This window comes from Succinivibrio dextrinosolvens, assembly GCF_900116345.1.
GTDB lineage: Bacteria > Pseudomonadota > Gammaproteobacteria > Enterobacterales > Succinivibrionaceae > Succinivibrio > Succinivibrio dextrinosolvens_B.
Map to the genome: position 1 here is coordinate 13249 of NZ_FPAH01000009.1, position 12520 is coordinate 25768.

Sequence of the window (12520 nt, forward strand, 5' to 3'; positions counted from 1 at the left end):
TAATCAATTTGTTCGAAAAATGTAAGCTTTCATTATCTAATGAGTCCAGTTGTTCAAGTACAGCGCATTCTGAATCATTTCTCTGTCTCCATGATTCCCAATGTCGTATTCTTTTTTAACTAAGGAATCACAAACGAAAGGAAAGCTTTTTGTCTTAAATCTTATCCCAGGTTAAAATATCATCTTCATTTAATGTTACTAAAGCTTTTCTTCCAATTACTATATTTGCGTATTTTGGAGAAATTCCCGTCCCCGGTCTTTTTGCAATTAGATCCTCTGCTTTTATAGATTCACCTTGTTTTATGCTTCTCGTTAGAACAAGAGATCTTCTTGCTTCTTTTCTTGGAATAAGTTCGCAATCTAATAAAGTTTTTTCTTCCGATCCAAGTAGCTCACTTATAAGTCTGAAGTTTTTTACCGCTAAGCTGAAATCTTTGGGATCACCTGCATGGTAATGGTCATTTCCCTTTAAATTTTTATCTAAAGTAAAATGCTTTTCAATTATTTCTGCCCCAAGCAAATATGCAGTTGTTAAGGTTGTCATGCATTCATCTGGGGCTACGTGATCGCTGTATCCGATTTTCAGATTAGGATAGATTTCTTTTAATCTTTTTATAAAATTAAGGTTTGCATCATTAGGTTCTGTTGGATAGGATAGTACACAGTGGAGTAAACTGATATCAGAACATCCAGATTTTTTTAATGTTCTTACAGCTTCGTCAATTTCTGAAATGTAAGATGCCCCTGTGGATAGTACTACAGGCTTTCCTTTTGCTCCTATATGCGATATAAAGGGAAGGTTACTCAGATCTGAAGAGGATATTTTATAGAAATCTACCATATTCTCTAAATAATCTGCAGAAGCATAGTCAAAAGGAGTGGATGTGAAATCAACCTTTAGAGAATGAGCATATTTGGATAATTCTAAATAATCCTCTTCATTAAAACTGTCAAATTTTTGAAATAGTTCATACTGACTTTTTGTTGATTCTTTAGTTGTATCCCAGTATGCAGGAGAGTTTTTGGATGCTAGAGTTTTTGCCTTGTATGATTGAAACTTTACGCAGTCAACCCCTGAATCTACTGCTTTTTTTATATAAAGTTTAGCTGACTCAAGTGGGCTGATATCCATCTTTTTTGCTGTATCGTAGAAGTTAACTCCTATTTCAGCTATAAGATAAGGTTTGTTTTTTTTCATTTTGTCTGTACCTTTAAGAAATTTAAATAGAATTTATCAGACTCATTACTTTCTTTCTTCCATTTCTAAGATCATGGCTTAATAACTTGTTCTGTAAAGATATTCTGCTTTCGTAGGATAAAGACAAATACATTTTTAAATTGCTTTCAATTAAGTCTTGATCCGGCTTCATACCCAAATAGTTGAATCCATTTTCTATTCTTTCGAAATTGTGAGTTTCTTCTTTCTGATTCTGGGCGATGACAATAAGAGGTATTCCTAACAGAGCCAGCTCGAATGCAGTTCTTCCTCTAGAGGTTATTCCTATATCGCATTCACTCATCAGCTCTGGCATATTATTTACATCATAGATTACTTTTATGTTTGATAATCTGTTAAATGACAGCAGTTCACAAACATTGTTTTTTGACTTGCCCAAGACTACAGTAAACTTATAATTTCTATAATCTTCCTTGGAAATAATTTGTAGTAAAGTATCTGTATAGTTCTGAGGATCTGCTCCTCCAAAAGATATAAATATTTTTTTTACGCTCTTTTTTATTTTTATTGGTGGATAAAATAGGAAAGGTTTTCCGCAGATATAGTAATTTTCTCCGGTTTTAATTTTAGGTGAATTAATTAAATTATCTTCGTACAAAGCATTGATCACCAAATCTGCGATGTTGACACCTTCACCAATGTCCTCAAAATTTACGATTTTGCTCTTTGGAAGTATCTTCCTTAAAGCAATCATGTAATCTATAGAGGTTGAAAGAATATCGTTGATAAAAATATCATACTTTTCTTTTTCAGCTCTTTTAAACAGGTCCGTTATCCCATTCACAGGAATCAGAGAATGCTTCGTCTGTCCAAAAATAGAAGGATCAGTCTGATTAATATCGAAATAGATATCAGGAGGAGTGTAAAATTCATCTGCAATCTCTAAAGCTCTATATACATGCCCCAATCCTCTTTGTTTGTTTCCATTTACATAAATTGCCACTTTTTTTAAGTTAAGCAGATACTCTGCAACAAGAAGATCTGGAAAACTGTCGATATCAAGGGCTTCTTTTTCTGGCAACTCATAAATCTCTGTCCTTCTTCCAATTCTGGTGTTCTTTGTAACTATATCTGCTCTGGAGATTACAAAGGCTCCTGTCTCAACGTAGTTAGCAGGAAGCTGCTGTCGGTTTAATCTTTTTTCGTAATTAGGTATTTTGTTTCCCTGGTCTTCTTTCCATGATAGATGTGGTTTATTTACAGCAGAAATAAGTGTATCCAGTTTTTTTTCAATGGCAAATTGTATAGCCTTGTCTAGGGTAGAAATACTTAGGGTAGGTGATGTTGGCTGAAGAGTGATAATGTAATCCCAGTTTTCTTTTTTATCAATAGCATCAAAAATTACAGGATCAAGGGTTACATTATCTTTACACAGCTCATTGTTTCTCTTATGAACCTTTACTCCCATCTGTTTTGCTATGAGTCCGACTTCAGTTGAGTCTGTTGAAACAACAATATCCGTAATATAAGTTGATTTGATAGCATTATTTATTGAGTAATAAATCAGTGGTCTTGCACCAATTATTCTCAAGTTTTTGTTTGGTATTCCTTTAGAGCCTGCTCTTGCTGGTATAACTGCCAATATTTTCATATCAGTTCAATTGAAAAAGTATTTATTTCCAGGGAAATAATATGCTCCTTGTTTTATGAAAATAAAAATGAGGAGACACAAAAATTCATTAAAAATGATAACTGTATTCATATTCTAATCTGTTTTTTATAAAAAAAATTGTGGCCTAATTCAATTGTTACATAAAATCAGATATACAGAAATAGAAACTAATGTTTTGGAGCCTGTGTTTTTTAGCATTCTGTATGTTGAACACAGGCCTTTACGTTGAATTACAATGTGACCTATGTCCTTATTATTTTGTCGCCGTACTTTTTTTATGTTTACAGCGTTTATTATTAATAACTGGATGAACTTTAAGTCATTTTACGGGTGTTGGACTTATTTATGGCCGATTTTAACGATAAAAATATATCAGAAGAAGAGCTTGATAGCTTTGTAGCCTTGCAATGTGAAATGAAACACAGCTTAGAGTCTCGTTTTAAAAAGAATATAAGTTCTTTTAGAGACTATTTCCCTGAGATAGCCTCTTTTTTTGAAACTTACACTCCTTCAAAAAAAATCGATTTTGTCTGTGGCCAAAACGGTATTCCAAACCTTTTTTATTCAGATACAAATGAGTTTATCTATAATACGCATGATCCGATTCTTTACTGTAAAGATATTGTTACTAATTATTTAAAATTACCATTTAACGTATCAAACTATAATCCTCAGGTAGATTTTATTGGACAGATTTCTGATAAATACTTAAATGAATGTCTAAAACACATAGATAATTCTGCAAGAGATAAGATAACCTTTTCAGAGCTAGATACTGTTCCTTTGTGTGTAGTGACTGGTATTGGGCTGGGATATATTATTGGAGAATTATATGAAAAGATTTCTGTCTCAACATTAGTTATAGTTGAGCAAGATCCGGACGTGTTTTTTGCAAGTCTTCATACCTTTGACTGGGCGCATTTTCTGAATTACATTTTTTCAGAACATCTATCTATAGATATTGTTATAGATTCCTGTCCTATCAACTGTTTTAATACACTATCCGAAATCATTAAAAAGAGAGGTTGTTATTTATCTTGTTCTCTTCTTTCAGTTATACATTATAAAAATGAGTTTATTAACGAATTTTCTAGACTGTTACAAACTAAGTATGAGTTTATTCCCAATCTATTAGGTTTTTATGATGATTATTTATTTGGTGTAAGCCATTGTTGCTATGCTCTTAGCTCGGGTAAACATTTTGTAATCTCGTCGCCTAGTATCGAAGAGTACGCTGAATATCCTGTTTTTTTAATCGGTTCAGGTCCTTCACTCGATAAAGATATTCAATTTATAAAACAGCATGAAAATAAAGCAATTGTAATTGCTTGTGGAACTTCTATTGACTCTCTGTATCATACTGGTATTAACCCCGATTTTTTTGCAAATACTGAACGAATTTCAGAAATCGCGACTTTACTAAATTCGCTTCCTGATAAGAATTTTCTAGATGATGTTATGCTGCTTTGTTCTGACGTTTGCCACCCAATTGTTCAAGATATTTTTAGCAAGACTTTATTTTTTGGAAAAATTAACGAGCCTTTCTTTAATTACTTAAGGCTAATTGAGGATGAATTCAAAGAAGTTCAGCCTATTAGCTACATGAATCCCCTTGTTGGAAATATGGGCGTAGCTGCATCTTTATTTCTTGGATTTAATAATCTTTATCTTTTTGGATTTGATAACGGTAAAAAGTGCGGAACGGATTCAATTCATTCTAAGTACGCTTCTTTTTTTAAGAAGAATGAATCTATAGAAAAAAGAGATTCATATAAACTGGTAGATATTGTGCCAGGAAATTTCGGTGGAGAGTGTTTAACAAATTCCTACTATAGAATGTCTATGGAGAGCATCTCTAACATAATCGAGCAATTTAATAATGAAGACAGGCGTATTCAGGTAGTGAATTGTTCTGACGGTTCTTTGATAGAGAATACGACCCCTATAAATTCGAGAGAGCTTGATAATCTTTTTCAGAACAAAACGGTCCTAGATAAGAAAAAAATAAGAGATTTTCTTTTTGAAAAAAAGAGTAGAACAATAAATTTTCCTAGAGATAGAATCAAAAGAATTCTTTCATATGAGGAGTTCTCTAATTTATGCAGTATTGTAATAACTAAACTAGAGCAATTATTACCTATTGAAACAAGACAAGAGCTATATATAAGAATTAGTGAACTATCACTATTTTTAAATACAAGTTCAAATCCAAATGAAAAATTTTGTAAGGAAATGATTGAATCTTCATTACAGTCAATGTTTATAGAGATATTTAATGCGTCTGTTTTAAAAAAGAATTTCTCTGATTGTTTGTCCGTTTGTAGATTGACTATTTCTCTATCTATTGATTTTGTACGGGAATGTGAGGAATTATATGTTCATTTGCCGGATTATATTTTAGGTGACCATCGAAAGTATTTTAAAGATGGTAAGGTTGGAAGAGATATGCCTCACTGTAAGGCTCCATTAGTTACATAAGCTCCTTTTATAAAATAGGCTAAATGATTTGTGTCAATCTTATGGAAGGAATAACCCTTTTCCTTCTTAGAGGGCTATATCCATGAGCCTGCAATTCTATTGCTTCTACCTAAGTGGAATGACCTTTACATGAAGCCCAATTCTTCTTTTTACTTTAGCTTTTGATCGTGTGTCCTTGATATTTTTTTGTTAATTGATTTGCTCGAATGACGTAATCTTTCTTACTTTACTAGAACCATCAAATACAGCCGCAATCTGAATCAGTTCTCTGTCCCCATGATTCTCAATGCCGTACTCTCTTCTTATGATTTGAGCTTTAGCTTCATCTAAAAGAACTTCGGTGTCTGTACCATCTTTTGAGAATTTTAATTCAATTAGCACTCTGCGTTTTGTAAAGTTTACAAGAAGGTCGCTGCTGCCTTTGAAGTTATGTTGTTCTGATCTGACATCACATCTTAAGCCTGATAGATACATTAAAATCAATGCTCTTAATACAGGTTCATTTTCAACAGGATATTTGTCATAAGGAATTGTTGCCAGAACACTGTTCAAATGGTTGATAATCTCATCTACAGTTCCGTTTTCAAGAATGGTATCAGCATCGTAAAAAGAATCTAATTCATCTGGATTAAAGAATTTCTGTGATAAAAGAGAATTTAATGCAGATCTAACTTCTCTGTTCGCTGAGCCAAGTTTTATCTTGCGAGGAGCTCTAATTTCCGATTTTAGGGTGAGGTATCCAGTCTGACACATCAGAACATTTTCGTTCATGTCTGGCAGAGATGTCGGATTCATAAAATCATCATAATTGATATTAATTTCAGAGGTCTGGAATTTTTCAATATCAACTTCATGCGATTCCATGTAATTCTTTAGGATTGATGGAATTCCACCAGCCTCGTACCAATAGTCACCAAAGACAACTCTTTCATCCTTTACTATGGCCTGAAGAAAATTATTCACAGAGTAGGTTGAGAAAACTTTTCTCTCGTAGTAATTATCGAAACAGTAGCTGTCATAACGCTCAGCCATTCTATCTAGAAATTCTTCAATATCGGTATCGGTTACAGCTTCTGTTTCTATATGCTTCTCATAGCTAATACCAAGCTTTAGGTAATCAATATAGAATTTCTTTATCTCTTCTCTTGTAAAGCCAATCATCTGAGAGAACGCATGATCATAGCTTAAATCTTTTATGTCAGAGCCAACTGAGAATATTGAAACATCCTTTAATCTAGTGACACCTGTTAATGCCATGAATTTTAGCTGTTTCTTTCCTTTAAGTGCGCCATAAAATTCTCTGATAAAGGTCCTAAATTCCTCGTATAGTTCTTTGTTATTTATATTTGCAGTAAGCTGACAGTCATATTCATCAATCAGGAGTACAAGCTGCATCCCTTCTGGCATAACAGTGAATATGTTTCTTATAAGGTTATTTGGTTCTTTATCATCCGTGTAGTCCAAGATTCCGTTCATTCTTGCAAAATCTCGAATTGGCTGACACATACTGGTTTTAAAAGCATTTAAATCAGATGTTGAATATTCAAGAAAATTTAAATGAAGGACTGGATACTTATTTTGATTCCACTTATCATAAATCCAGGTATCTCTAAAGTATGGTTCTACTCCTTTTTCAAAAAGAGTTCCGATTGTATTTAAGGTTAGGGATTTTCCAAAGCGACGGGGACGGGAGAAAAAAACTCTTTTATAACTTCTGATTAGATTATAAATGTACTCAGTCTTATCTATGTATATATAATTATTCTCAATAAAATCTTCAATATTTTCAGATTGAGCAATTTCTTTCATTCTAATTCTCCGGTTATCCACTGAAATTATAGCATACGTGTACTAATTAGAATGCTGAGCTGAATCATGGAGTAAATCTTATCCTAAAAAGGAACTGAAAGTGCTTCTAAAAATATAATTATGACAACTAATAACTTGTTGTTCATTCTCTTTGATTATGTCTGAAGACCAGTCTATCAAAAAATGTTTTGCACATTGCTAGCTTTTATCTTCTTGTGAAGTTTTTTATATTTTCTTCTCAATAAAATCTCTTTTCTGCCGTAATCAATATATAAGGACAGAGCAGGGAATATTGTCGTGTTAACTTCTAATATAAGAAATCAGTATCTTGTAGATGAAATGCAGCTTGGTGAGCGTCTAAACCATGATGTTCACGCAGGCAACCATGCTGATTTTTCTTTAATGCTGGCAATGCTTTCCCATGATCTCACCGATCACCCCTTATACAATCCTAAAGTTACTGAAGAAAAAGATGTAAATCTTAGAAAGAAGTTTCATCTTCTGCCTGAGCAGAAAAAATATGCTCAGAGTGAGGATTTTGACAGAGCTCAGTATCTGACTGAGGCTTTTTCTTCAGACGGTTTATCTCAGGTTTTCCTGGCTCAGTGCATTAGAAAAGAACCTTTAACTCCTTTCCAGAGAGAATTAGCTCCTGAAGTATTTGGGGAACTTCCTCCATTAAAACAGGAGAAGCTCAGAAAAGAATATGAAGGCAAAGCTCTATCTTATGAGGAGATTCATGAGAAAGGCGATGGTTTTGATGTTCTCGATGAAATCCAGGCCAGTCGTATTCAGCTACAGATAAGCGCGATAGCTTAATTTCTCACATTTTGTTCAGAATATCACGTCACTTGCTAAGAAAAGGCTCATTTGAAAATTTTTTTTAACAGCTTACTCTATGAAATTGCACAATTTTGTAAATAAGTTGCCTAATACCTTCATTTTATGTCTTAAACTTATAGTATAATATGCAAAATTTCATTTTCGACTATATGTCATCGAGGTTATTACATGGCTGTTTTTGAAGAAGCTTTAAAATATTTTCCTAGCATTTCTGACGGCGTTACCTACTGCCCAGTAAAAGGAGTGCACTATTTTAAAGAGTCTTTCCCAAAGAATGCAGAACCTAGCGTTTATCCTGCTGGTTTATGCATCATGTTCAGTGGTGCTAAGATCCTGACTATGGATGATATCTGCTTCAAGTACACTGGTGGTGAGTATGTGGTCTGCTCTATGACTATGCCTCTGAACTGTGAAATCTGTGCCAATAAGGAAGAGCCTGTTAAAGGTATCTTTATCGGCTTCACTATTAATGAAATCCGTGAACTTGTTGAAGAAATGGGGCTTATGGATTCATTCCAGAAGACTGACCTTAAGGTTGTACCTCATCCTTTTGGACCTTCTGTTATGTCCGAATCCTTCAGAGGTTCAATCTTAAGATTTTTACAGTGTCTGACCAATGAGCAGGATGCCCGTATTTTAGGTGACTCACTTAAAAGAGAGGTTCTGTATAGAGCGATGTCAGGCGAACAGTCTGAACTTCTTTATAAGATTGCTCTTAACTCTGGTCCTTTGGCTCTGGTATCCAATATTATTGGTATTATTCAGAATAACTACAACAAGGATCTGGATATCAATAAGCTTGCAGAGGATGCTCATCTGAGTGTTTCCTCTTTCTACCGTATCTTCAGACAGATCACTTCTGATACTCCTATCCAGTACATCAAGAAGCTTCGTCTGAACAGGGCAAAAGACCTGATTGTTACCAAGAATGTGAAGGCTTATGTTGCCGCTTTTGAAGTTGGCTACGAGAGCGTTTCCCAGTTCAGCAGAGAGTTTAAACGCTATTTCGGTGTGACCCCAGCTGCTTTTAAGGTTAACTAAAGGATATTAGATAGAATCTTATAAGAGTTGCTATCTGATGATTTATTCTTTTGTTAATTCTGCTATAAATCCTGATCTCGTTTGTGAGGTTGGGATTTTTTGTATCATCTTTTGCTTGCTCTATGTATGAATCAACCCTGCATATTTAAATATTTGTTTGTAGTAGAATGTACAACATAGAGTATAAGAGCAGTTTCAGGTTCATAGAGAAATATAAGATGGTTGACATTACAAAACTTCCAAAGGCTAAAAGTGGTTTTGAAGAATTACGTTCGTTAAAGCAGATTTATGTTGATCATACTGATTTAATTTATGAATTTGCTTATCTTGACGGCCCTAATTTTTTATCCAGACCTCGTCGTTTTGGCAAATCTCTACTTATATCTACTCTTGAATCCTTATTTTCTCATGGAACTGTTTTTTTTAAAGGACTTAAGATAGAAAAACTCTGGGAGGAAAGAGAAAAAGGAAAGACCTATAAGGTTATTCATCTTGATTTTTCTTCTTTTGCCTACACAAGTCCTGTTGATTTTGATGCTAAGATTTACGATATTCTTGACAAGATAGCGAATAGTTTAAGTATTACTCGAACAAACAGTTCAGGAACCTATAAATCTGATGCCCTTTTAACTGATATTATTTCCAGTTCTCCTAGTGAATTTGTTCTCCTAATTGATGAATATGATTATCCTCTAACGCATTCTCTGGATGATGAGAAACTGTTTAATGAATATAGAGTCTTTCTACAAGGCTTTTTGGGGGCAATTAAGGCTCTGACTGGAAAGATGAGATTTATCTTCATTACAGGTGTTGGACGTTTTGCAAAAACATCAGTTTTCTCTCAGCTTAACAATCTAAGAGATTTAGGTCTTGAAGCTAAGTTTGCTCCTTTATTGGGATACACGGAAGCGGATATGCATCATTACTTTGATGAATATGTCGAGAATGCAGCCTGTATTCTAAATCTCTCTAAAGAAGAGTGTTATGCTCAGATAAAGTCTCATTATGATGGATATAGATTTCATGCTGATAATGAAACCCTTCTCCATAATCCTTGGTCCGTTTTGAATTTCTTATCTGCTCCAGAGAATGGCTTTAAAAATTTCTGGTATGAAACGGGCGGATCATATCCTACTCTGATTGCAAAATACATAAAGAGTATTCAGGATACTCCTCTTAAAAAGCTTCAGAAAATAGAGATCAGAGAACAGGAGCTAAACCTTTTTTACGAATACATTGATGCGCCTACAGTAAGTCTGCTTTACCAAACAGGGTATCTTTCATTACGCGTTGAATATGATACAGACCTGGCAATAACAATGCTGTACCTTTGTCCTCCTAATCTTGAGGTGAAATCCGCTTTGGCCAGCTTATATCTTATTAAGGTTAGAGATACTCCTATTACAATTAAAGAGGAAAGAACAGCAATTGCGCTGAAAGATGACTTCAATAATCTTAACTATGAAAATCTCATCAAACATTTTAATGTCATTTTAAACAGCTTCGGCTATGACAATAAGGTTGCCTTTACTGATGAACGTAACTGCAGAGATTTTATCGATCTTGCAATGTGTGTTGCCGGAATAAACTCTAGAAAGGAAGTTATAAACTCAACGGGCAACGCTGATCTGGTTGTAGAAAGACCTGAGAAAAGGTTTGTTTTTGAGTTCAAGCTTGCAAGAACAAAAGATTCGGAACAGAAGCTTTTAGAAGAAGCTCTTGATCAGACAAAGAATAAGCGTTACGGAGAAATTCTTCCGATAAAAGATCTAATCAGAATCGGAGTGGTTATCAGCGCAGATGATAAGTCTGTTGCCTTATGGAAGGTTTGCGAATAGAGAAGCTGATAGTTCAGTGGTAGGTCGAGTATTATTAAAAGCAACTCGTACGCCACATTTACTTTTATGTGTTTCCGATAAAACAAAAGGGAGATTCATTAAACCTCCCTTCTTTTAACAAACTATCAACAGTAATACTGTATATTAGTTCATTGCCTTAATCTTAGCTGCTAACTTGCTCTTATGACGAGCTGCCTTATTCTTGTGAATAAGACCCTTGCCTGCAGCACGGTCTAGAACAGGCTCAGCTAATGCAAATGCAGCCTTAGCCTCGTCCTTGTTACCAGCCATAACAGCCTTAAGTACGTTCTTTACTAAAGTGCGCATCTTAGAACGTGCAGCAACGTTGTGCTGACGAGCCTTCTCAGAAATTAAAACGCGCTTCTTTGCAGATTTAATATTTGGCACAGATAGCTCCTGAAATCTTAAAAAATTACCACCGTACATTTATAGTGGTGAATAATCACAGTATTCTATCAATTTTTTTTTCAAATTTAAAGTAGAACACCAAAAATTGTGCCATATTCTACAACACTTTTTAACCTTAGATCCAACTTATATATATGCAATTTTATAACTAAATGAAAAACAATATATTTTTGTAACCATGAAAAAACCGTGATGTATGCTTAGTTTTAAGATATAATTAACAATTCAAATAGTATTTACTACATTTACATAATAACTACAATTAACGGTTTTTTTTTGATGCATCTTATCCGCTGTCTTTCTGATTTTAAGGGTACACCGAACGGTGTAGCCATTGCGATTGGAAATTTCGACGGATTTCATAAGGGACATCAGGCTGTAATTGAGTGTATGAAAGAGAAGGCTCAAAGACTAAATCTTGTGCCTGCTGTAATGATTTTCGAGCCTCAGCCTCTGGAATATTTTTCCAAAGACAAATCTCCGGCAAGAATCTATTCATTAAGAGATAAACTTCTTGCACTCAGAGCTGCAGGTGTAGAACTTGTTTTTTGTATGAAATTCAATGCTGATTTTGCTGCGATGAGCGCCCATGATTATGTTATTGAGCTTCTGGGTAAAAAGCTTGGAGTCAAGAGCGTAACCGTAGGTACTCTGTTCAGTTTTGGGCAGGGTGGAAAATCCACAATTGAGGATTTGAAAAAAATCGGATCATCAATTGGAATGGAAGCAAGTGCAATAGACGGTGTGGACCTGGATGGGGAACGCATTTCAAGTACTAAAATCAGAGAGTATTTGTTTAAAGGTCAGCTGGATCACGCTAAAGAAGCTCTTGGCAGATATTATTCTATGTCAGGAATTGTAGTTCATGGAAATCAGATTGGTAGAAATCTTGGTTTTCCTACTGCAAACATGAATGTAAATCGCAGGATAAGTCCTCTTAGAGGCGTATATGCTGTAAAAGTTTTAACCAGATTTGGTCTGAAAAATGGAATGGCAAATGTCGGGGTAAGACCAACTGTTGTCAGAAATCAGAGCAAGGCAATTCTGGAAGTTAATATCTTTGATTTTAATAAAGACCTGTATGGTCAGAGTATCAGGGTCTTTTTTATTGAAAAAATCAGAGATGAAATGAAATTTAATGATATTGAGTCGCTTAGAGAGCAGCTTGCAAAAGACAGTCTTTCTGCTCATGAGGTACTCGATAATCACGAAATAAACGATTTTTAATTATTG

The 12520-nt window shown here is 34.4% G+C and carries 9 protein-coding genes; 5 read left to right on the plus strand and 4 right to left on the minus strand.

All coding sequences use genetic code 11. From position 1 onward, the window contains the following. Positions 1-154: 154 nt before the first annotated feature. Together BM308_RS04270 and BM308_RS04275 are read right to left on the minus strand one after the other, a co-directional pair. Positions 155-1198, minus strand: a complete 1044-nt coding sequence (locus BM308_RS04270; RefSeq protein WP_074943138.1) for an N-acetylneuraminate synthase family protein — start codon at positions 1196-1198, stop codon at positions 155-157. 22 nt (positions 1199-1220) lie between these two features. Further along, complete coding sequence (locus tag BM308_RS04275) at positions 1221-2828, minus strand: cytidylyltransferase domain-containing protein (RefSeq protein ID WP_074943140.1); 1608 nt, start codon at positions 2826-2828, stop codon at positions 1221-1223. Positions 2829-3194: 366 nt separating this feature from the next. Here BM308_RS04275 and BM308_RS04280 point away from each other — a divergent pair, with 366 nt between their 5' ends. Further along, the gene (locus tag BM308_RS04280) at positions 3195-5327 is read left to right on the plus strand and encodes a motility associated factor glycosyltransferase family protein (RefSeq protein ID WP_074943142.1); all 2133 of its coding nucleotides are present in this window, start codon (positions 3195-3197) and stop codon (positions 5325-5327) included. 189 nt (positions 5328-5516) lie between these two features. On the opposite strand, the gene BM308_RS04285 is transcribed toward BM308_RS04280, so the two are convergent. Beyond that, positions 5517-7136, minus strand: a complete 1620-nt coding sequence (locus tag BM308_RS04285) for an AAA family ATPase (RefSeq protein ID WP_074943144.1) — start codon at positions 7134-7136, stop codon at positions 5517-5519. Between the two features lie 297 nt (positions 7137-7433). On the opposite strand from BM308_RS04285, the gene BM308_RS04290 reads away from it, so the two are divergent. The 3 genes from BM308_RS04290 to BM308_RS04300 all read left to right on the plus strand — a co-directional run bounded on the left by BM308_RS04290 (position 7434) and on the right by BM308_RS04300 (position 10858). Beyond that, complete coding sequence (locus tag BM308_RS04290) at positions 7434-7955, plus strand: VC2046/SO_2500 family protein (protein ID WP_074943146.1); 522 nt, start codon at positions 7434-7436, stop codon at positions 7953-7955. Between the two features lie 192 nt (positions 7956-8147). Beyond that, a complete protein-coding gene (locus tag BM308_RS04295) occupies positions 8148-9020 on the plus strand; it encodes an AraC family transcriptional regulator (protein WP_074943148.1) in 873 nt (290 codons plus the stop codon). A gap of 218 nt (positions 9021-9238) precedes the next feature. Continuing rightward, positions 9239-10858 carry an AAA family ATPase gene (locus BM308_RS04300; RefSeq protein ID WP_074943150.1) on the plus strand — a complete coding sequence of 540 codons (1620 nt, stop codon included), beginning with the start codon at positions 9239-9241 and terminating at the stop codon, positions 10856-10858. Positions 10859-11002: 144 nt separating this feature from the next. On the opposite strand, the gene rpsT is transcribed toward BM308_RS04300, so the two are convergent. Beyond that, on the minus strand, positions 11003-11266 hold the full coding sequence (gene rpsT, locus BM308_RS04305) for a 30S ribosomal protein S20 (protein ID WP_031492094.1): 264 nt from the start codon (positions 11264-11266) through the stop codon (positions 11003-11005). A gap of 300 nt (positions 11267-11566) precedes the next feature. On the opposite strand from rpsT, the gene ribF reads away from it, so the two are divergent. Then, positions 11567-12514, plus strand: a complete 948-nt coding sequence (gene ribF, locus BM308_RS04310) for a bifunctional riboflavin kinase/FAD synthetase (RefSeq protein ID WP_074943152.1) — start codon at positions 11567-11569, stop codon at positions 12512-12514. Positions 12515-12520: the final 6 nt, after the last annotated feature.

What these genes read in the sequence shown, in the direction of transcription:
- BM308_RS04285 (WP_074943144.1), bottom strand. Translation starts at nt 7,136, where the DNA reads ATGAAAGAAATTGCTCAATCTGAAAATATTGAAGATTTTATTGAGAAT.
- BM308_RS04295 (WP_074943148.1), top strand. Translation starts at nt 8,148, where the DNA reads ATGGCTGTTTTTGAAGAAGCTTTAAAATATTTTCCTAGCATTTCTGAC.
- BM308_RS04270 (WP_074943138.1), bottom strand. Translation starts at nt 1,198, where the DNA reads ATGAAAAAAAACAAACCTTATCTTATAGCTGAAATAGGAGTTAACTTC.
- BM308_RS04275 (WP_074943140.1), bottom strand. Translation starts at nt 2,828, where the DNA reads ATGAAAATATTGGCAGTTATACCAGCAAGAGCAGGCTCTAAAGGAATA.
- BM308_RS04300 (WP_074943150.1), top strand. Translation starts at nt 9,239, where the DNA reads ATGGTTGACATTACAAAACTTCCAAAGGCTAAAAGTGGTTTTGAAGAA.
- ribF (WP_074943152.1), top strand. Translation starts at nt 11,567, where the DNA reads ATGCATCTTATCCGCTGTCTTTCTGATTTTAAGGGTACACCGAACGGT.
- BM308_RS04280 (WP_074943142.1), top strand. Translation starts at nt 3,195, where the DNA reads ATGGCCGATTTTAACGATAAAAATATATCAGAAGAAGAGCTTGATAGC.